This is a genomic window from Eubacterium sp. AF36-5BH, assembly GCF_003460505.1.
Classification (GTDB): domain Bacteria; phylum Bacillota; class Clostridia; order Lachnospirales; family Lachnospiraceae; genus Eubacterium_G.
Genome location: NZ_QTVG01000007.1, coordinates 142,673 through 164,262, shown reverse-complemented (window position 1 = coordinate 164,262; position 21,590 = coordinate 142,673). Strand labels below are relative to the sequence as shown.

The window sequence follows — 21,590 nt, the reverse complement described above, 5'->3', positions numbered from 1 at the left end:
GAGTTTTGTTTTAAGTTTAAACGGAGGAAAAAGATATGTCTAAAGTAACATTTGATTATTCTAAAGCTACTTCATTTATTTCAGAAGATGAAGTAACAAGCATGAAGAAAATCGCAGAAGATGCAAAGAAAGTTTTAGTTGAAAAAACAGGGGCAGGTAATGACTTTTTAGGATGGATTGATTTACCGGTTGACTATGATAAGGATGAATTTGACAGAATTAAGAAGGCAGCAAAGAAGATTCAGGGAGATTCAGAAGTTCTTGTTGTTATTGGTATTGGTGGTTCATACTTAGGTGCCAGAGCAGCTATTGATTTCTTAAGACATGGTTTCTACAACAATGTATCAAAGGAAATTAGAAAGACACCTGAAATCTATTACGCAGGAAACAGCATTAGCCCGGCATACTTACAGGGATTAATCGATGTAATTGGAGATAGAGATTTCTCAGTAAACATTATTTCAAAATCAGGTACAACAACAGAACCTGCAATTGCTTTTAGAGTATTTAAGGAAATGCTTGAAAAGAAATATGGAAAAGAAGAAGCAGCAAAGAGAATTTACGCTACAACAGATAAGGCAAAGGGAGCCCTTAAAGGACTTGCAACAGCAGAAGGTTATGAAAGCTTCGTAGTTCCTGATGATGTAGGTGGACGTTTCTCAGTTCTTACAGCAGTTGGACTTCTTCCAATCGCAGTAAGTGGAGCAGATATTGACAAGCTTATGGAAGGTGCAGCAAGTGGAAGAAAGGCTGCATTAGAAAATGCTTTTGAAGATAATGATGCAATGAAATATGCAGCAATCAGAAATATCCTCCTTAGAAAGGGTAAGGCAGTAGAAATTACTGCAAACTATGAACCAAGTTTACATTACTTTGGTGAATGGTGGAAACAGTTATTTGGCGAAAGCGAAGGAAAAGACCAGAGAGGTATTTTCCCAGCAGCAGTTGACTTGACAACAGATCTTCACTCAATGGGACAGTTCATTCAGGACGGTTCAAGAATTATGTTTGAGACAGTTTTAAATGTTGAAAAGTCAAAAGTATCATTAGTTATTGATGAAGATCCTGAAGACCTTGACGGACTTAACTACTTAGCAGGAAAAGATATGGATTTCGTAAACAAGAGTGCCATGAACGGTACAATTCTTGCTCATACAGACGGTAATGTTCCAAACCTTATTGTAAACATTCCGGAACAGAACGAATTCTATCTTGGAGAGCTATTATACATGTACGAATTTGCATGTGGTGTAAGTGGTTATATCCTTGGTGTAAATCCATTTAACCAGCCAGGTGTTGAAAGCTACAAGAAGAACATGTTTGCACTTCTTGGAAAACCTGGTTATGAAGATTTAACAGCAGAATTAAAATCAAGATTGTAATCATAAATTTAATGGTTCAAAGATTTTAACAAAAATAAATATGGGAAGAAGTCACCCGGAGAATACCACTCAATATAGACTTCGACACATATATTTCTAAATAATAAAAAGGACTTGATTATGAAGGAAGAGACGCCTTTGTAATCGGGTTCTTTTTTTATAAAAAAAATCCCTATGAAAAATATTTAAAGTTGATGCAATATTTTTTGAAAAGCCTTCGTTCTATATATATCAAACAAAATAAATCAAAGAGAAAACAGGAGGAGATTAAGATGAGAAAATCAAAATTTTTATCAGTATTAACAGCAACAACTTTGGCATTAACATTAGCAGTTCCAACAGTAATGCCATTAGAATTAACAACAGGAGTAGTAAAGGCAGTGGAAGTTACAACTACAGCACCTAGTCAGAAAATTGAAGGGCGTTGTGGTGACAATGCCATTTATAGCTACGATAAAGCAACTCGAACATTAACGATTAGTGGAACAGGTGCTATGTGGAATGGCACTAAGTATTCGTATTTAGGCACTGTTGACAAAATTGTAATAGGAAATGGAATTACAGTAATTGGTGAAGACGCTTTTGCAAAATTCAATGGCGTTGGCAGCGTTGAAATATCAGATACAGTAACAACAATTAAGGGTAACGCATTTAACGATTTAAAATCAATTACAATTCCAAAAACAGTTAGAACAGTTGAGACAGATGCTTTTTATGGTGTAGGAAAAGTTGTAGTAGAAGGAGATATGAATAATTTCCAGTATGGGGCATTAGGTAGTGAAGTACAGGAAGTTCAGTTAAAAGGAAGTGCCGAAACATTAGGTCTTGCATTAGCAAAAGTACATGACAGAGATTATTTATCAGTTACAATTGCTAAGGATAATAACAGATGCAGAATGGCAAATGATTGTTTAGTATCATCTGACGGTAAAACAGTTTACTACCACATTTTAGATAGCTGCACAGTAACAATTCCTGATACTGCAGTAACAATTAAATCAGCAGCTTTTTATAATCAGGTAATTGAAGAAGTAAAATTAGGCAAGAATGTAAAAACTATTGAACCATATGCATTTGCAGAAAACCCAGTATCAGAATTAACTACAAACTCAAAGTTAAAGAAGATTGGCAGATGCGCATTTAAGGAAACAAATTTAAAGAAAGTTACATTAAAGAGCAGTGTAGCAATGAGTCCAAAGGCATTTGACCAGAAAGTAATATTGACTTCTACAAAGTCATTAAAGAGTGCAAAAACAGTAATGACAAGTGCAACTTTCAAAAAGAATAAAATTAATGCTAAGTTTGCAAAATTAACAGGTGCCAAGGGCTATCAGGTTCAGATTAAGAAAGGTGGCAAGACATATAAGTATTTTACAACAAAAACAAGCATTAAGGTTAAAGCCCCTAAGGTGTTCAAGAAAAAATACAACGTTAGCTTCAGCTATGATATAGATAACTATACATCAAAGATTGAAGGAAAGCCTGCTTATATTTCAGTAAGACCATACAAGATTGTAAAGAAAAATAAAAAGTCTTATGGTAAGTGGAGCGAAAAGATTGTTTTAACAAAATAAAATAATAAAATAATGCAAAGCCCTTGGAAATTATGTAAAATTAATTTCTGAGGGCTTTGTTATAGAAAGAAATCTCGTTGCAAAAGAAAATAGTTATTGAATAGGCACGTATCCAGAACAAATAATGTCGCAAGATACGTTTACGGTTCTATAGTTGATAAGTAAATTTAGTTATTTTATAATGATTACAGTGTCAAAAGGTTTTGCCCCGCTTGCATTTGCATAATTTTGAAAGTGCGAAGCGCGGAACAAGATTTGGGCATTTTGACATTCAAATCTTGAAAATAAGCTATAATCAAAAATTCAAAAGGAAGTAATCATGAGCAACAATTTATCAATCAAAGATATTGCCAGAATGGCAGGGGTATCTATTGCAACTGTATCAAGAGTAATTAACAAAAACGGAAAAGTGGCAAAAGATACTGAAAAGAAAATATTGAAGGTTATGGAAGAAAACAATTATGTTCCTAACCTTTTGGCAAAGGGCTTTAGAACCAGAAAATCTACAGTAATAGGGATTGTTGTTCCTGATATTGCTAATGAATTTTTTAGCAGAATTGCGCAGAAAGTGCAGATGCTTTTTTTTGAGAAAGGTTACGCAACTATTATTTGCAATACTAACGAGGATTACAAATTAGAAAACCAGTGTTTGGACATGCTACAGGCACAGCAGGTAGGCGGGATAATTCACATTGTGTCTTCTACAAGAAAAAGGGAAAAGGCTGTTCCCATGCCTACTGTTTACATTGATAGAGAACCAATGTATATAAAAAATGATGATGTTGTGGTTGTTGAAAGCGATAATGTGTCAGGTGGATATCAGGCTACTAAAGAAATGCTTGAAAAAGGTTGTAAAAATATACTTTGCTTAAGTCCTGAGCATAACGTATCTACTCACAAGAAACGTTATTTAGGTTATCTAAAGGCAATTGAAGAAGCAGGACTTGAGTCACATTTGGTTTATGCCGGTTCTATATCCATGGAAGATGGTTATGAACAAACTAAGAAATATTTTAAAGAAAATCCTACCATAGATGGAGTGTTTGCAACAACTGACATAATAGCTATAGGAGCAATGAAAGCATTAAAAGAATTAAATATAAAAGTGCCACAGGAAGTTAAAGTATTCGGATATGATGATAGTGAAGTCGCTCTTATATCAACCAAAACAATTTCAACAGTGCGCCAGCCTGTTGATGAAATGGTAGAAATGGCAGTAAACAATTTAGAAAAATTAATTGATGAAAAAGAAATATTAGATAAAAAAACAGTATTACCGGTGGAGATTATTAAAAGAGAAACAACAGAGGCAAAGTAAAGCTAAACATTAAAAACAAAATGTAATCACTAAATCACAAAAACAATGGTGAAAAAACTTATAAAATTTATCGTTGACAGAAAATATATTACAGTATAAACTGAAAGAAAATAAAGGAACTGCAAAAGTAGTTTCTTTTAATTGCACATTGATGTAAACGTTTACATCAAAAAACGGAGATTAAATTACAAAAATGAAAGGAAGGTATTACAATGGAAAAATTATTATGCCCATCAATGATGTGTGCTAACTATGGTAACTTAGAAAAAGAGGTTCAGGATTTAATTGATGCAGGAGTAGATATTTTCCACATTGATATTATGGATGGCCAGTTTGTTCCAAATTTTGGAATGGGGTTACAGGACGTGGAATTTATCCGTAAGAAATCAACAATTCCTGTTGACGCTCATCTTATGATTGAGAATCCGGGTAACTATGTAGAAAAATTCGCAAAGCTTGGAATTGATATTATTTATATTCACCCTGAAGCAGATGTTCATCCAACAAGAACACTTCAGACAATTAAAGATGCAGGTGCTAAGCCAGGTATTGCGATTAATCCGGGAACTGCTGTAGAAACAATCAAACCTTTATTACCATTTGTAGATTATGTAATGGTAATGAGTGTTAATCCGGGATTCGCCGGTCAGAAGTATATTCATGCGGTAGATGAGAAGATAGAGCAGCTAGTAGAAATGAAAGAAAAGTATGGATACGAAGTTATGCTTGATGGGGCATGTTCTCCTGAGAGAGTTGAGACTTTATCAAAGATTGGAGTAAAAGGATTTATTCTTGGCACATCTTCATTGTTTGGAAAGGATAAATCATATAAAGAGTTAATTAAAGAATTAAGAGCTTTGTAATAAAGGAGATATTCATGGGAAAGAATTGTGTTATAGGAATAGATATAGGTGGAACAAATATTAGAATCGGTCATACAGACGAAGCAGGTGAACTTGCTGATTTTGAGAGAATCTCCAGCAAGGAGACTTTCAAGGATGGAAATATTTCTGAAAGTCTGGCAGAAGTGTTGGAAGATTATATTAGCAGAAATTGCGTAGGACTGGAGATTTTGCAGATAGTTATTGGCATTCCTGCAGCTCTTAGTGCTGATAGAAAAGAAATTCTTCAGGTGCCAAATATTAAGGGTATGGATCATTTATTTCTTGGAGAAGAATTAGAAAAAAAACTAGGAATAAAGGTGACATTGGATAGAGATGTAAACATGCTCTATTATTGGGACAAATTCGACAAGAAGTTAGATGATCAGGGAATAGGTGTTGGAATTTATATTGGCACAGGTGTTGGAAATGCCATATTTATTAATGGTGAACCTCTTGTAGGGAGAGACGGCGTAGCAGGAGAACTGGGCCATATTCCTATGGTAGGCAGCCATGACAGATGTGGTTGTGGAAATATTGGATGCTCAGAATGCTATGCCTCAGGATGGAAATTAGTAGAACTTAAAAACGAGTATTTTCCTGAAATAGACATGAACGATTTATTTGTTAAGAAAAGCAATGATATTATTTTAAAGGAGTTCGTTGACAATGTTGCATGTGTTGCAGCAGCAGAAATCAATATATTAAATCCTCATTCTGTAATTTTTGGTGGAGGGGTAATTAATATGAAAGGATTCCCAAAGGACTATTTAGAGGAGAGACTTTACGTTCACATGAGAAAACCATATCCTGCGGAAACTTTGAAGGTACAGTATTCTGAAGATAAAGTGGACAATGGTGTAAAGGGTGCTATTATATATGCCAAGAAATTAGTAGAAATTTAATACTGATGTAAAATAGTAAAAAAGTGTCGTTTTCATTCACAATGATTTCATGTATTTGAAATAAAGTGAAAGAAAATGACACTTTTTTATTCTGCCACAATAAGAAAACAGATGATTTAACGAAAAATGTAACGTTTTTATTGAGGATAAATGTACAAAATGCACAAAAGTACGTTTCCAAAACTGTGAAAAACGTGAAAAATAATGAAAAGTATTGACAGAAAATGAAAAGAATTATACAATTATGACAACAAATGAAAACATTTGAAATAAAATGAAAATAAATGCAAACAAAAACACAGAAAGGAAGGTATTATGAACTACGCAGGAAGATTTAACTCGTTTATATTAAAAGGTCAAAATGTCTTTGATGCAATTAAGGCATACCACGAAATGGATGGAATTACACATTTAGAATTTAACTATCCAGAACATTTCGCAGGATATGATTTAGAAGAAATAAAGAAAGCAATTGGAGACTTGAAGGTAAATGGTCTTGCAGTTAGATGGAGAAATTATTTTACAAAAGGTGACTTCACTAATCCAGATGAAGAATTAAGAACAAAGGCAATTCAATATTGCAAAGAAGCCGCTGATATTTGTAGAGAGCTTGGCGGAACATATATCACCCTTTGGATGGAAAATGATGGTTTTGATTATGCATTCCAACTTGATTACGAGGAAGCGTGGAATCAGTTAATAGATGCTTTTAGAGAAGTTGCTGATTATGCACCTGATTTAAAGATAAGCATTGAATACAAACCATTTGAACCAAGAAACTTTTCAATGATAGATAGTACAGGAATGACTCTCCTCCTTATAAAGGAAATTGACAGACCGAATGTTGGATGTACATTAGATTTTTGCCATATGCTGATGAAGAGAGACAGCCCGGCATACGGTCTGGCAATAGCCGCAAGTATGGGTAAGCTATACGGATTACATATGAATGACGGATATTCACAAATGGATAGCGGAATGATTTTTGGATCAGTAAATATTGCACATGCGGCAGAGTTCATTTACTACTTAAAGAAATATAATTATCAGGGAGTTGTGTTCTTTGACACATTCCCAATTAGAGAAAATGCCAAAGAAGAAACTCAGGCAAACATTGATTCTTTCGAAAAGATTTCAAAAATAATTGATGAAATCGGAATGGACAGAATCGCAGAAGTTGTATCTAAACGTGACGGTGTAGAGGCCCATCGCCTTGTACTGGACATGTTAAAATAAGAAAATTTTATAAAAGAAAAAGGAGAAAATGCAAATGAGAAAGAAAATTTTAGCAGTAGCATTAGCAGCAACAATGGTGTTCGGATTAGTTGGCTGCGGTAGCTCATCACAGAGTTCAAATAACTCAACAAAGGCGAACAATGAAACACAGGCAACAGAGGACTTCAACCCAGATAAGATTGAAGACAGCAAGACAATCGAAGATATCCGTAAGGACAACGGAGAAGAAGTTAAGGTTGCAAGTGACTTAAAGTTAGGTGCCATCGCAAAATCATTCTCAAATGAATTTTGGCGTAACTTTAAGAATGGTTATGAACAGTCAGCAAAGGTTATTAAGAAAGCCGGAGTTGATATAACAGTAAAAGTAGATGGAACAACAGATGAAGGTGATGAAATCGGACAGCAGACAATGACAGATAACCTTGTAAACCAGGGATACAGTGCATTAATGTTAAGCCCAATCTCAGATTCAAACTTAACATCATCAGTAGATAATGCTAAGAACAAAAAAATCCCTACAGTAAACGTAAACGATGGATTAATTTCAGCAGCAGATTACTTTGTAGGACCTGATGCGTACCAGAATGGTGAATTAGCAGCTGAATGGGTTTCAAAGAAACTTGGTGACAAGGGTGATGTTGCTATCGTTGTAGGTATGGCAAAAGCTTTCGCAGCTCGTGAAAGAACAGCAGGATTCAAGGGTTGGATTAAAGACAACAAGTCAGGACTTAATGTAGTAGCAGAACAGAACGCTGACTGGGATCGTCAGAAAGCTAAAGAATTAGCAAGCACATGGATTCAGCAGAAACCTGACTTAAAGGCAATCTTCTGTAACAATGATGATATGGCTTTAGGTGTAGTTGAAGCTGTAGAAGAAGCTAAGGCTGACATTTTAGTAGTAGGTGTTGATGGTATTGGTGAAGCTTATGATTCAATCAAAGCCGGAAAGCTTGATGCAACAGTAGATTCATTTGGATACTATATGTCACAGGTTGCTACAGAAGTAACATTAAGAATTTTAGATGGACAGGATATCCCAAGAGTAGTACATACTCCACAGGCACTTATTGATTCATCAAATGTAAACGAAGATGCAGCTCAGATCATTGGATGGAAAGATCCAACATATGTTGCAAAATAATTTAACTTGAAAATAAAAGGTAATTTTACAATGGGAGAAGGCACTGCTTTCTCCCATCTATAAAAAGGAGGAACTATTATGGCGAAGGCTGTTGAATTTGTTAATATTAACAAACGCTTTCCAGGAGTACACGTCCTTAAAGATATATCTTTTTCTGTAGAGGAAGGAGAGGTTCACGCATTATTAGGTGAAAATGGTGCAGGAAAATCCACACTATTAAATATATTACATGGGGTTTATCCGGAATATGAAGGCGAAGTAAAGCTTCATGGAGAGAAAGTAAGCTTTAAAGACACAAATGATGCTATTGTAAATGGCAAAATATCTAAAGTTCATCAGGAAACTTTAGTAGTAAAAGATCTTACTGTTGGTCAAAATGTAACAATGGGTTATGAACCTAAAAAAGGAGTCTTTATAGACTTCAAGAAAATGAATAGAGAAGTTGATGAAATACTGGCAGAATTAAATTGTAACTTTAAATCATCAGATTTAGTAAGTACATTGACAGCAGGTGAAATGCAGATGTTGGCAATTGCAAGAGCATTGTACCATCATTCAACAATTATCTCTCTTGATGAGCCAACAGCATCAATTACAATGAAAGAAACAGAAGCTTTGTTTGATGTAGTAAGAAAACTAAAGAAACAGGGCGTAACTATTTTATATGTAAGCCATAGATTGGAAGAAATTTTCCAAATTTGTGATAGAGCTTCCATTTTAAGAGATGGGGAATATATCCAGACAATGGACATTAAAAATACTACCAGAGAAGAATTAATTCATGCAATGGTAGGTAGAGATGTAGCAGCAGTGGCTTCAAGAACAAAACCAAGTCCACGAACAGACGAGGTTGTTTTAAGTGTAGAACATTTAACAAACGAAAATTATCAAGACGTAAGTTTTGAACTTCATAAAGGTGAAATCCTTGGTTTCTTCGGCTTGGTAGGAGCAGGAAGAACAGAGGTAATGAGAACAATCATTGGAGCTGACCAGAGAACTTCAGGAAAGATTGTTTTAAAAGGCAAAGAGGTAAAGAGCGGCTGGAATACTACAAAGGCTTTGAGAGCCGGAATAGGTTTATTACCGGAAGATAGAAAAACACAGGGATTTATGAATCTATCAAACAATTATGAAAACATAGCTATTTCCAGTTTAGAGAAATATATGACAGGACCATTTACAGACACGAAAAAGAAAGTCAAAAACGCAGAGAAGTTTTTTGAGGAAATGGATGTACATCCAAGACGTGTTGATTATCTGACAAGTAATATGTCAGGTGGTAACCAGCAGAAAGTTATTTTAGCAAGATGGATGTCTACAGATGTAGATATAATCATTTTTGACGAACCAACAAAAGGTGTAGATGTAGGTGCAAAAGCTGAAATTTACAGACTTATGGAGGAACTTGTAGAAGCAGGAAAGAGCATCATAGTGGTATCTTCTGAATTGCCGGAAGCAATGGGAATTAGTGACAGAATTATCGTTATGAGCGAAGGTAAAGTAACTGCTGAGTTAACAAATGAAGTTGATTTTGACGAAGATTCAATTCTTGATTTAGCAATTGGAGGTAAATAAAATGAAAAATATTTGGAATAAGTATAAGCGAGAATTCGTAGTTCTTATAGCTACAATCGCTATGTGTGTAGTATTTACAGCACTAAATAAAAACTTTTTAAATTATAGTAACTTTATAACAGTTTTACAGCAGATGGTATTAAATGGTATTCTTGCTGTAGGTATGATGTTCACAATTATTACCGGCGGTATCGATCTTTCAGTTGGTTGTACATACGCTATTACCGGTATCGTAGTTGCATCTTGTACAGTAACTTATGGAATGAATCCAATCTTAGCAATTATAGTTGGTATTTTAATTGGTGCAGTACTTGGAGCATTCAATGGATTCTTAATTAACAAATTAAAATTACAGCCTTTCATTGCTACACTTGGTACAATGAGTTTATACAGAGGTATTGCTTATGTAGTAACAGGCGGTGTTCCAGTAACAAATGTTCCTGAATCATACAGAAATATTTTCAACGGTGAATTGTTTGCCGGTGTTAGAAGTTACATTGTAGTAATGGTAGTAGTATTCGTAATTGCACATATTATCTTATCAAAGATGAGAAGTGGTGATTATTTATATGCAATCGGTGGTAACGAAGAAGCTGCTAAACTTTCAGGTGTAAACGTAATCAAAACAAAATATGTAGCATACATTTTCTGTGGAATTTGTGCAGCAATTGCAGGTATGATTATGTTAGCAAGTTTAGGATCAGCTGAAGCAACAGCAGGTCAGGCATATGAAACAAATGCTATCGCAGCAGCAGCTATTGGTGGAACAAGAATGGCAGGTGGTAAAGGTACAGCACTTGGTACATTCTTCGGAGCATTAATGCTTGCAGTATTAAAAGTAGGTATGGTAGTAATCAACGTTGATTCTTTCTGGCAGTTCGTAGTAACTGGTATTATCATCATCGTAGCTTCATACTTCGAATTTATTCAGCAGGATATTAAAGGATTTGTTTCAAGACATAAAAAGACAGCTTAGTTTTAAACTACAATTAAAACCGCAAATAGCACACAGTATTGCGGCACTAATATATTTTCAAAGCATTTGAATTATAAAAAGGCGCAAGGATTTAAACTTTGCGCCTTTCTTTTTTAGCAGATGACAGGAGGTAAGAAAGTGAAAAATAAAATTACTGTAATAGGCAGTTTAAATTATGATGTTATCTTAAAAGTAGACAGATTACCTTATAAAGGTGAAACAATGGCAGTAGAAGATTCAACATTTAGTGCCGGTGGAAAAGGCGCAAATCAGGCAGTGCAGGCAGCAAAACTTAAAACTCCTACATATATGGTAGGGTGTGTTGGAACTGATGCATCAGCAGAATTTTTGATTTGTACAGCAAAACAGTACGGAGTTGATACAAGATATATTAGAAAAGTTGAAGGCAGCAGTGGAATGGGAATTATACATGCGTTAGAAGATGGAAGCGTTCACGCCAGCATTGTACGAGGTGCAAATTTCCAGATTACAAAAGAAGACATAGATAAAGCCATGCCGGCATTAAAGGAGTCAAAGGTTTGTATTTTACAAAACGAAATTCCTGTGCCAATGATAGAATATGGAATTGACAAAGCAAAAGAAGCAGGATGTATAGTTGTGTTAAATGCAGCACCTGCAATTGAGTTACCGGACGAATATCTTGCAAAAGTAGATATACTTGTAGTAAATGAGGTAGAGGCATCATTTTACTGTAAGGAAAATATTGACTCATTAGAAAAAGCAAAAGAAGAAATAAAGAAATTAGCCGAAAAATACAATAATAACGTGATTATCACATTAGGATCACTTGGAGCTGTAGTATATGAAAATGGTAAAATCGAAGTGATTCCGGCAAAGAAAGTGGATGCAGTTGAAACAACCGGAGCCGGAGATTCATATATTGGGGCAGTAAGTCATTCTATTGTTGAAGGATTAACATTAACAGAGGCTTGCAGATTTGCAACAAAGTGCAGTGCAGTAACTGTATGCAGATATGGAGCACAGCCATCTATGCCAACATTAGAAGAAGTTATGTAAACACCGATTATTATTGACATTTTTATTGGCGAAAGGATATTATAGAGAGCAGGAGGAAAAAAGATATGATACCTTATGAGAGAAGATTGCAGATAGCACAATTATTAGAGGAAAATGAGGTTGTATCTTTAGATGAGCTTTGCGATGCCTTAGGTGGGGTGTCTGAATCCACAGTTAGAAGAGATCTTAAAACAATGGAACGTGAAGGTGAGATTACTTTATTAAGAGGCGGTGGTGCTTGTTTAAAAAGAGACAGCTATGAAATCCCTGTTATGTCAAAGAAAATGAAAAATGTCAGTGAAAAAGATAGAATAGCTAAAGCAGCAGCAGAATTAGTTGAAGATGGTGATTCTATATATATTGATTCAGGAAGCACTGCTTTAGATATGATGAAATATTTAAGAGATAAGAATATAACAGTAGTGACAACGAACGCATTAATATATTCTGAACTACAAAGTCCTAACATTAAATGTATTATTGCCGGCGGAGAGATTAATATAGCAACAGCATCAATTAGAGGAATTACAACAAACAATTTCTTAAAGAGTTACTATTTTGATAAGGCATTTGTTGGAATGTCAGGTTTTTCACTTGAGGCTGGATATAATACACCGGATTTGTTGGAAGCTGAAAAAAAGCGAATTGTATGTAAAAATGCCAAGAAAGCTTATATTTTAGCAGATAGTAGCAAGTCGGGGAAAAGTACATTATGTAAAGTGCTTGATTTAAATCAGGCAACAATAATATGCAATGAAGTAACGGACGTTGTAAAGGGTGCAGAAGAATATATTATTGTATAACAGGTTATTTACTGTATAACATATTAATTTTTAAAGGAGATATTTCTTAATATTTTCTAGACTAAAATATGAAAATTATGAGAGGTAGAAAAATGAAAATTGGAATTGGAAATGATCATGTTGCAGTAGAAATGAAGAATGAAATTAAGGCATATCTTGAAGAAAAAGGTCATGAGGTCGTTAATTTCGGTACAGATTCAACAGAGAGATGTAACTATCCTGAATATGGTGAAGCTGTGGCAAATGCTATTGTTGCAGGTGAAGTTGACTGTGGTGTTTTAATTTGTGGAACAGGAGTTGGAATTTCACTTTCTGCAAACAAGGTTAATGGAATAAGAGCATGTGTATGTAGTGAACCATATAGTGCAAAATTATCAAAACAGCACAATAATACAAACATAATTGCTTTTGGAGCAAGGGTTGTAGGTATTGAACTTGCCAAAATGATAGTAGACCAGTGGCTTGAAGCAGAATATGAAGGTGGAAGACATCAGGTTAGAATTGACATGCTAAAAGAAATAGAAGAAAAGCAGAAAAATAAATAGACAAATTTATAATATAAAAATTATAATTAAGTTTGCATTTTATGATAATAATTTAATGTTTAACGTGATGTTAAATATTAAATTAAAATAAATATTAAATTAATAAGGAAAGGAAACACAATTATGAAGATTAAGAATATCGATAATCCGGAAGAATTTTTAAAAGTAATAGACAGTTGTCAGGGAAAGGTTGAACTTATCACAGATGACGGGGACAGACTTAACCTTAAATCAAAGTTATGTCAGCTTGTTTCACTTTCAACAATTTTCTCTTCATCAGCACAGATTCCTGAAATGGAAATAGTAGCTCACGAATTAGAAGATTCAAAGAAAATTATGGATTTCCTTATGAGAGGACCAATGTAATTAGTCTTCTTCGATTACATAGAAATCCAGATAATCAAAATCAATAGATTCAACAAAACTGTCCGCATAAAATCTTGTGCGGGCAATTTTTTTGAATTCTTTAATATTAGATTCAAGCCATATAGGATTGCTTAAATCAAATTCGTCGCAAATCATCTCAAGAGCCTTGAAAATCTTATGGGTTCTTGTGTCGTCTATATCTAATTCAATTGTAGTGCTTTGTAGCATTTTGTTGCTTTTAAAGGTTCTACCCCAAACTCTGAACATAAAAATCTCTCCTTCACAAATAACTTCTTTGATTTTAAAGGAAAATATATTAACTGTAAAGATAAAATATGGTATAATCAAAACGATACTAGGTTTTTATACCTTTTTGAAAGGAAGAAAAATGGTGGACGAGAAGAAATTAAAAGCTAAAGGAAATTTACCACAATATATTAGATGGCCATTATACTTGAATTTTATTTGGCTTGTAATGGCAGCATTAGGGTTTACAATAAGTATAAAGGCAGGTGTGTTAATGACATTTGCAGCAGTTTTATATTTATGTATATCTGCTACGGTGTATTTATTGTTTAAGCCTAATATTATGAGAAATCTTGTTGATTTTGGGGCGGAGTACAGTCAGGTTCAAAGAAAAATGATACGTGACATGGAAGTTCCGTATTGCCTTTTAGATGAAAGCGGCAAGGTAATGTGGACTAATAATGAAATGGATAAAATATGTGAAAAAAATATTAGAAATAAGCCTATTGCATCTGTTTTTGAAGGAATAACCGCAGAGGACTTTTCATTTGATGAAGAGGGCAGAAGCGAATTTGAAGTTAAACACGAGAATAAAGTGTATAAGGTAATTCTCAAATTATTCTCAATGAATGAGGAAAACGTAGAAAGTGCTTTAGTGCCATTGATTGGTGGTGATGGGGCGTTAATTTCCATGTATATGTTTGACGAGACATTGATTCACCAGTTAGCTAAAGAGAACAAAGAGGAAAAATTAGTAACAGGTCATATTTATATTGATAACTATGATGAAGTTCTTAATAGTATCGATCCAACAAGAAGAACATTGCTTGTAGCGTTAATAGATAGAAAAATAAATAAGTATTTCACACAGTATGACGGAATTGTACGAAAGCTTGAAAATGATAAATATTTCGTCATGTTTAAAACAAAATTTGTTAGCAAGATGCAGACAAATAAGTTTGCAATATTAGATGAAGTAAAAACAGTAAATATTGGAAATGGACTTCCAATTACACTTAGTATTGGTATAGGTGTAGGTGGCAATGGTTTAGTGGCAAATTATGAGATCGCAAGAGCAGCCATTGACATGGCACTGGGACGTGGTGGTGACCAGGCAGTGCTAAAAGAAGGCAACAAAGTATATTATTATGGTGGAAAGTCCAAGTCAGTAGAAAAAAACACAAAAGTAAAATCAAGAGTAAAAGCTACAGCATTTAGAGATTTAATTGAAACAAAAGAAACAATATTTATAATGGGACACCATATTGGAGATAACGATTCATTTGGTGCTTCCATAGGATTTTATAGAATAGCTCAGACAATTGGTAAAAAAGCCCACATTGTAATAGAAGATATTTCAGGTAGCGTAATACCGATAGCTCAAATGTTCCATGAGTCAGATATTTATGCTGAAGACATGTTTATTTCAGGTAGCGAAGCAGTTTCCAAAATAGGAAAAAATGACGCCTTAATAGTTGTTGACTGTAACAGAGCTGCTTATACAGAATATCCTGAATTAGTCAGAAGAGCACAGTGCCTGGTTGTTTTTGATCACCATAGACAATCAGAAGACGTAATAGATAACGCACAGTTGTCATATATAGAACTTGCATCATCTTCTACATGTGAAATGGTTGTAGAGATTATGCAATACATACCAGAAACAGTTAAGATTAACAAAATGGAAGCCGAAGCACTTTATGGTGGTATTATGGTGGATACAAACAACTTCACTAACAGAACAGGTGTAAGAACTTTTGAGGCAGCAGCATATCTTAAGAAAAATGGTGCTGATATAACAAGAGTCAGACGAATGTTCAGAGATGATATTAATGACTATAAGGCAAAAGCTACAGCAGTACAGAATACAGAAATTTACAAGGACTGTTATGCAATTTCTGTATGTACGGCAAAGAATGTTTCATCACCAACAGTTGTAGGTGCTCAGGCAGCTAATGAATTGTTAAACATTAAGAATGTAAAAGCATCATTCGTATGTACACCATACAATGATTTAATATACATAAGTGCAAGATCGTTAGATAAAATTAATGTTCAGGTGCTTATGGAAGAGTTTGGAGGTGGCGGTCACATGAATCTGGCAGGAGCTCAGGTTAAAGACGCATCTTTAGGAGAAGTAACACAGATGATTAAAAACGCAATCAGTAGAAGAATTGAAGAAGGAGACATGTAATGAAAGTTATTTTATTAGAAGACGTAAAGTCACTTGGAAAAAAAGGTGAGATAGTAAATGTAAATGATGGATATGCCAGAAACTTTATATTAAAGAAGAATTTAGGTTTAGAAGCAACAGGAAAGAATTTAAATGACTTAAAGCTTCAACAGCAGAATGCAGCTAAAGTTGCCAAAGAAAAATTAGAAACTGCTCAGGCTTTGGCAAAGGACTTAGAAGACAAATCAATTACTGTTAAGATACAGGCTGGAGTTGAAGGCAAGGTATTTGGTTCAATTTCAAGTAAAGAAATAGCTTTAGAAGCAAAGAAACAGCTGGGAAAGGACATTGATAAGAAGAAGATTGTCATTCCTGACGCAATTAAGTCACTTGGAACTTACAATGTAAACATTAAGTTACACAAGGATGTAGTTGGAAAGTTAGCAGTAAAAGTTGAAGCAAAATAATTAGTAATTAAGAGAATCGCAATATGTCTAAGGATGTATTGCGATAATTTTACTATGAATGGAGATGCACTATGGACGAAGCAGTAGTAAAAAGAATAATGCCTCATAGCAACGAGGCGGAGCAGGCTGTTATTGGCTCAATGATGATGGACCAGGAAGCAATAACAGTTGCAATGGAAAAATTATCAGATGCGGATTTTTATAATAAACAGTACGGTTCATTGTTTAAGGCAATGGTTGAATTGTATAACGAAGGACGTGAGGGTGACCTGGTTACAATCAAAACAAAACTGGAAGAAATGGACGTTCCTTCAGAAGTTATTAGTATTGATTTTATTAGAAATATTTTAGATATGGTTCCAACATCTGCAAACATAAAGCAGTATGCGGATATTGTATATGAAAAGTCAGTAATGAGAAATCTTATAAGGGCAAATGAGAGTATTGCTAATACATGTTATGCAGGCAACAAGCCTTTAGAGGCAATTCTTGAAGAAACAGAGAAAAGTATTTTTGACTTGATTCAAACAGGTAATACAGGAGATTATGTTCCTGTAAGACAGATTGTTTTAAATGTTTTTGACAAGATTGAACAGGCAGCTCAGACGAAAGGTTCTATTACAGGTTTGGAAACGGGATTTGCCAAGCTTGACAAGCAGTTGTCAGGTCTCCAGCCTTCAGATTTGATTCTTATAGCCGCCAGACCTTCTGTTGGTAAAACAGCTTTCGTACTCAACTTAACAGAAACAATTGCAGTTAAACATAACATTCCGGTGGCAATATTCAGCTTGGAAATGTCAAGCGAACAGCTTATAAACCGTGTGATTTCACAGAACTCAATGGTTAGTTCACAGAAAATCCGTATTGGTGATTTAAGTGACAGCGAATGGGAAAATATAGTAGAATCAGCCAATGTTATTGGTAACTCAGGAATTATTATTGATGATACTCCGGGTATAAGTATCGGTGAAATGAGATCAAAGTGTAGAAAGTTTAAACTGGAAAAAGATATTCAGTTGGTTATTGTAGACTATTTACAGTTGATGACAACCAACACACCTCACGGAAGCCGTGAACAGGAAATTGCAGAAATATCAAGAACATTAAAGGGTATTGCCAGAGAGCTAAATGTTCCGGTAATTGCGCTTTCACAGCTTAACCGTGCATCTGAAACAAGAGAAGACAGAAAGCCTATTATGGCGGATCTTCGTGAATCCGGTTCTATCGAGCAGGATGCCGACGTTGTAATGCTTATGTCAAGATATTACGACAAGGAGAAAAAAGAAGAAGACAGAAACAGAATTATTCTTAACGTAGCTAAACAGAGAAACGGCCCTGTAGGTGAAGTTGAATTGGTATGGTTACCACAGTTTACAAAATTCGAAGATGCAGAACAACCTGGTGATCAGATTTAAATCGTTGTATGCCTAAGAAGATATAAAGTATTTTTAATAGATAATGCTAATATGTAGAAAACCTTTGAAACAGATTTTAAATTTGTCTCAAAGGTTTTTTGTATACTCAAGTATATAAATATATCTTCTTCGACACCTCCGCAAAAGGTTACATTTTTTGCAGTGCTATTTTTATTGATAGGGGAATATAATGGACTTATAATTGTGGTGTTAAGAAATTAGTATGAATTTCAAACCCTGTAAAGGGGCAGGTTTAGGAGGTTAAAATGGGGGAAAAGAGATACATGATTTCAGATGCATCAAGGATGCTGGGAGTAGAATCTCATGTTTTAAGATACTGGGAGGAAGAACTTAATATAGTTATACCAAGAAATGAAATGGGGCATCGATATTACACCGACAATCATATTAATTTGTTGAAGAATGTGCGTGACTTAAAAAATCAGGGCTATGGACTTAGAACAATTAAAATGATGCTGACGGACCCTGATACAAAAGAAGGAAAAAACAATAATTGCAGAAATAACATGGCTTTAACAGCTACAGCAGTTAGTGCACCGGTGCTTAAAGAGCAGATGAAGGTTGAGACAATTGAGAGTAGCGAAAGCAAGATGGAACAGTTTCAGGCAATAATGGATAAGGTTGTTTCTAAGGCGTTAAAGAAGAGTGCCGGAGAATTAGGCAAGGAAGTAAGTGGAAACGTAAGCGAAAAAGTTTTAAAAGAAATGAATTATCTAATGCGGACTCAGGACGAAAGAGAGGAAGAACGCTATAAAAAGTTAGATATGGCAATGCGTTCCAAACAAAAACTTTCAAGAAGAGAAAAAAGACGACAACTTAAAGCTGAAAAACTTCTACTGAAGAAAACTAAAAAAGAAGAACAAAGACTTAAACAGGAAAAACAGAAAAAGCTGGCAGCAGAGAAGAAAAAGGGAGATTTGAAAATCGGAAAGAAAGCACCGGCTCAGTAGGTAACTATTAAGTAACTCTATGGGACAGATGTAGAAGTTGGTTATTAGCAGAATTAAATAATGAATAATGTGCAATAGAAAAGGAGACAACCTTGGGGTGTCTCCTTTTGCTATCTCTAATTAAGCATCTAATTCGATTGAACCTGTAGGACATGATCCTGTACAAGCTCCACATTCGATACATGCACTAGCATCGATAACGAATGCTCCGTCACCTTCGCTAATAGCGCCAACTGGGCAAGCGCCTGCGCATGCACCACAACCGATGCATCCATCATTAATCTTGTAAGCCATTATGAAAGCCTCCTTTAAATTATAAAATTTATATTCATATAATAATACAATTACTGATAGATTGCAACAATTTAATTATTAACAAATTTAGAAAAATATATAAAAACATATAGAAAATCTTCCTAACAAAATTGGAAATTATGTGTATTAAAATAACCGTTTATTAGTGTGAAATACTGCAAAAAGTGATGAAAATATCAAATTTTATAAAAGATTTGTGACAAAGTTAGTAATTTCCCTATATTTATATTTACAGAGTTTATGTTCAGATAATTTACCGCATTTATGTTCTGATAAATTGCAACAATTATTTTCTAATAATGCGCTGATTTTATGTTTTGATAATATAAGTTTAAGTCCTAATAACAGTGATTACTCTTCCGAAAAAATGTATATCGTCAATGTTGTTTATCAAAAGTGTATCCCCACAATTAGTAATAGGAACCAGACGCATAGGTTGTCCCATTTCATATCTTCTAATATAAACAGCTTTCCCTTTTAAGAATATACCAACTTCTCCGGGGACAGGAAAACGGTCTCTAGCAATAAGTAGAGTATCACCATCAAGATATGTAGGGGTAAGATAGTTGCCTAATATTTTTATGCCACACATAATTATATTATCGCAAATGTCTGAGTATGCATAGGCGTTAATGGTTTCTGTGTAAATACTATCGTAAATCATGCCATCTTTGACTAATCCTGTAGGAACCAATACGGGGATTTCCATTACACCGTTAGTTTGATTGTTTTGCTGAATTGAATATTCAAAACGGACAATTTCCTGAAGAAGAGTAAATGCTCTTGGAGGTAATTCACCGGCAGGTATACTGCAACCAATATCGTAGCCAATGAGATAATCCATGCCACATCCTAGAGCCTGACTGATTTTGTATAAAGTGTAAATAGTTGGATTTTTTATTTTGCCGGAAAGAAGTTTCTTCACAGATTCATAGGGGAGCCCCGAAAAATCAGAAAGTTTCCTAATTGACCAGTTGTTAGTATTAAGTATTTTATTAATGTTTTTTATAATGTTTGATTTTAAAAGATTTTGTTCAGCGTATTTGGTATTAGCTTCAATATTCATTTTCATACCCCTCTCATAAAGATAATGAATTGCACCGGGTAATTGATTAGAGCAAAGATTTGGTGTAAAACAATAACTTTCAATTTTTTCCTAATACAGCTATTATAAAAATGCAGATTTTAAATTGCAATATTTTGTTTAAATATCTGCAAAAATTAACTTGCAACATATTATTGTAAACTTAACGAAGGGGGGAGATTCAAAAAGTAAAGTACAAAAAAGGAGATTGTAGGGCAATTGATAAATGCCTGCAAAATGAAAAACAGAAATATTTTTAACGAATATTGTTGAAAAAAATAAAACTAAGAATGCAAAAAGAAAAAGTTTTATAAATGAAGGGGGCAACATGGGGAAGTTAAAAGTATTGGTTGCAGAAAGTCAGACTGTTGTAAAACAACATTTGACAAAAGAACTTGAAAAAGATTTAGAAATTGCAGTAGTGGGGGCTACTGACAACGGAAAAGATGCTTTTGAAATTTTTAAAAGAGAAGAACCCAATATCGTTATATTTGATTTGCTTTTACCTATATACGATGGGTACACATTGTTAGATAAGATTAATGAGTATGGTGTGTCGGATAAGACAAAACTTATAATGACAACTACAGTTACTAGTGATTTGCTAATTTGTGAGGCATTTCACAGAAATGTAGATTATATTCTCACCAAACCTTATGATACAAAAATCGTTGTGAAGAAAGTAAAGAAGATATACGCACGAATGAATGAAATAATTGAAGAGGGGACAGTTGCAACAACTGAAATTATGACTAAAGAAAACACCAAAGGGTTAAGTTATAGTGTTTTTGAGGACAATAAGAAAATTGATAAAGCTATTTCAGAAAAACTTAATGCAGTTGGTATACCAACCAGATTAAAAGGCTACAGATATATGATAACTGCTGTAAAAGAGGCTGTAAACAATGAGGAAGCTTTGGATGCAGTGACTAAGATTCTATATCCCGATGTAGCAAAAAAACACCATTCTACAGCACAAAGAGTTGAAAAAGCAATAAGGCATGCCATAGAGGTCGCCTGGAATGATCAGGCCCATAAGGAAAATTGTGGATACATAATTGATTCAGGAAAATACCGACCTACTAATTCGGAATTCATTGCAAAAATTACCCAGGACATAATACAAAATCAATAGAAATGTATTAAAAATTATGAGATTAAGTAAAAAAGAAAACTAAA

Annotated in this window: 21 protein-coding genes; 18 read left to right on the top strand and 3 right to left on the bottom strand. The window is 34.3% G+C overall.

Going from position 1 to position 21,590, the window contains the following annotated elements; all coding sequences use genetic code 11:
• Positions 1 to 35: 35 nt before the first annotated feature.
• The 13 genes from DW006_RS08920 (at position 36) to DW006_RS08860 (ending at position 13,740) form a co-directional block, all read left to right on the top strand.
• Positions 36 to 1,382, top strand: coding sequence for a glucose-6-phosphate isomerase (locus DW006_RS08920; RefSeq protein WP_117999970.1), 1,347 nt, complete (start codon positions 36 to 38; stop codon positions 1,380 to 1,382).
• A gap of 272 nt (positions 1,383 to 1,654) precedes the next feature.
• Positions 1,655 to 2,956: a leucine-rich repeat domain-containing protein gene (locus DW006_RS08915; protein ID WP_117999969.1), complete on the top strand. Its 1,302-nt coding sequence runs from the start codon at positions 1,655 to 1,657 to the stop codon at positions 2,954 to 2,956.
• Between the two features lie 319 nt (positions 2,957 to 3,275).
• Complete coding sequence (locus DW006_RS08910) at positions 3,276 to 4,274, top strand: LacI family DNA-binding transcriptional regulator (RefSeq protein ID WP_117999968.1); 999 nt, start codon at positions 3,276 to 3,278, stop codon at positions 4,272 to 4,274.
• Positions 4,275 to 4,486: 212 nt separating this feature from the next.
• Positions 4,487 to 5,137 (top strand): ribulose-phosphate 3-epimerase, encoded by a 651-nt coding sequence (rpe, locus tag DW006_RS08905; protein ID WP_117999967.1) that lies wholly within the window; start codon positions 4,487 to 4,489, stop codon positions 5,135 to 5,137.
• 14 nt (positions 5,138 to 5,151) lie between these two features.
• Positions 5,152 to 6,060 (top strand): allose kinase, encoded by a 909-nt coding sequence (gene alsK / locus DW006_RS08900; protein WP_117999966.1) that lies wholly within the window; start codon positions 5,152 to 5,154, stop codon positions 6,058 to 6,060.
• Positions 6,061 to 6,375: 315 nt separating this feature from the next.
• The gene (locus tag DW006_RS08895; protein WP_117999965.1) at positions 6,376 to 7,296 is read left to right on the top strand and encodes a sugar phosphate isomerase/epimerase family protein; all 921 of its coding nucleotides are present in this window, start codon (positions 6,376 to 6,378) and stop codon (positions 7,294 to 7,296) included.
• A gap of 34 nt (positions 7,297 to 7,330) precedes the next feature.
• Positions 7,331 to 8,437: a substrate-binding domain-containing protein gene (locus DW006_RS08890; RefSeq protein WP_117999964.1), complete on the top strand. Its 1,107-nt coding sequence runs from the start codon at positions 7,331 to 7,333 to the stop codon at positions 8,435 to 8,437.
• Positions 8,438 to 8,515: 78 nt separating this feature from the next.
• Positions 8,516 to 10,012: a sugar ABC transporter ATP-binding protein gene (locus tag DW006_RS08885; RefSeq protein WP_117999963.1), complete on the top strand. Its 1,497-nt coding sequence runs from the start codon at positions 8,516 to 8,518 to the stop codon at positions 10,010 to 10,012.
• Between the two features lies 1 nt (position 10,013).
• Complete coding sequence (locus DW006_RS08880) at positions 10,014 to 10,988, top strand: ABC transporter permease (RefSeq protein WP_117999962.1); 975 nt, start codon at positions 10,014 to 10,016, stop codon at positions 10,986 to 10,988.
• Between the two features lie 138 nt (positions 10,989 to 11,126).
• Complete coding sequence (locus DW006_RS08875; protein WP_117999961.1) at positions 11,127 to 12,026, top strand: ribokinase; 900 nt, start codon at positions 11,127 to 11,129, stop codon at positions 12,024 to 12,026.
• Positions 12,027 to 12,091: 65 nt separating this feature from the next.
• Positions 12,092 to 12,829: a DeoR/GlpR family DNA-binding transcription regulator gene (locus DW006_RS08870; RefSeq protein WP_117999960.1), complete on the top strand. Its 738-nt coding sequence runs from the start codon at positions 12,092 to 12,094 to the stop codon at positions 12,827 to 12,829.
• A gap of 92 nt (positions 12,830 to 12,921) precedes the next feature.
• On the top strand, positions 12,922 to 13,374 hold the full coding sequence (gene rpiB, locus DW006_RS08865) for a ribose 5-phosphate isomerase B (RefSeq protein WP_118000039.1): 453 nt from the start codon (positions 12,922 to 12,924) through the stop codon (positions 13,372 to 13,374).
• Between the two features lie 123 nt (positions 13,375 to 13,497).
• Entirely contained in the window at positions 13,498 to 13,740 is a 243-nt protein-coding gene (locus DW006_RS08860) for a polya polymerase (RefSeq protein WP_117999959.1), read from the top strand.
• On the opposite strand, the gene DW006_RS08855 is transcribed toward DW006_RS08860, so the two are convergent.
• Positions 13,741 to 14,007 carry a hypothetical protein gene (locus tag DW006_RS08855; protein WP_022165113.1) on the bottom strand — a complete coding sequence of 89 codons (267 nt, stop codon included), beginning with the start codon at positions 14,005 to 14,007 and terminating at the stop codon, positions 13,741 to 13,743. It abuts the gene before it with no gap.
• A gap of 121 nt (positions 14,008 to 14,128) precedes the next feature.
• Here DW006_RS08855 and DW006_RS08850 point away from each other — a divergent pair, with 121 nt between their 5' ends.
• The 4 genes from DW006_RS08850 to DW006_RS08835 all read left to right on the top strand — a co-directional run bounded on the left by DW006_RS08850 (position 14,129) and on the right by DW006_RS08835 (position 19,012).
• Complete coding sequence (locus DW006_RS08850; RefSeq protein WP_117999958.1) at positions 14,129 to 16,180, top strand: DHH family phosphoesterase; 2,052 nt, start codon at positions 14,129 to 14,131, stop codon at positions 16,178 to 16,180.
• On the top strand, positions 16,180 to 16,626 hold the full coding sequence (rplI, locus tag DW006_RS08845; protein WP_117999957.1) for a 50S ribosomal protein L9: 447 nt from the start codon (positions 16,180 to 16,182) through the stop codon (positions 16,624 to 16,626). Before DW006_RS08850 ends, rplI begins: the two co-directional genes overlap by 1 nt.
• A 71-nt stretch (positions 16,627 to 16,697) precedes the next feature.
• Complete coding sequence (gene dnaB / locus DW006_RS08840; RefSeq protein WP_117999956.1) at positions 16,698 to 18,041, top strand: replicative DNA helicase; 1,344 nt, start codon at positions 16,698 to 16,700, stop codon at positions 18,039 to 18,041.
• A 266-nt stretch (positions 18,042 to 18,307) separates the two neighbouring features.
• Entirely contained in the window at positions 18,308 to 19,012 is a 705-nt protein-coding gene (locus tag DW006_RS08835) for a helix-turn-helix domain-containing protein (protein WP_117999955.1), read from the top strand.
• Between the two features lie 120 nt (positions 19,013 to 19,132).
• Here DW006_RS08835 and DW006_RS08830 read toward each other — a convergent pair whose 3' ends face one another.
• Both DW006_RS08830 and DW006_RS08825 read right to left on the bottom strand, forming a co-directional pair.
• On the bottom strand, positions 19,133 to 19,306 hold the full coding sequence (locus DW006_RS08830) for a 4Fe-4S binding protein (protein WP_117999954.1): 174 nt from the start codon (positions 19,304 to 19,306) through the stop codon (positions 19,133 to 19,135).
• A 352-nt stretch (positions 19,307 to 19,658) separates the two neighbouring features.
• The gene (locus DW006_RS08825; RefSeq protein WP_117999953.1) at positions 19,659 to 20,399 is read right to left on the bottom strand and encodes a helix-turn-helix domain-containing protein; all 741 of its coding nucleotides are present in this window, start codon (positions 20,397 to 20,399) and stop codon (positions 19,659 to 19,661) included.
• A gap of 340 nt (positions 20,400 to 20,739) precedes the next feature.
• On the opposite strand from DW006_RS08825, the gene DW006_RS08820 reads away from it, so the two are divergent.
• Positions 20,740 to 21,546 carry a sporulation initiation factor Spo0A C-terminal domain-containing protein gene (locus DW006_RS08820; protein WP_117999952.1) on the top strand — a complete coding sequence of 269 codons (807 nt, stop codon included), beginning with the start codon at positions 20,740 to 20,742 and terminating at the stop codon, positions 21,544 to 21,546.
• The last annotated feature ends 44 nt before the right edge of the window (positions 21,547 to 21,590 follow it).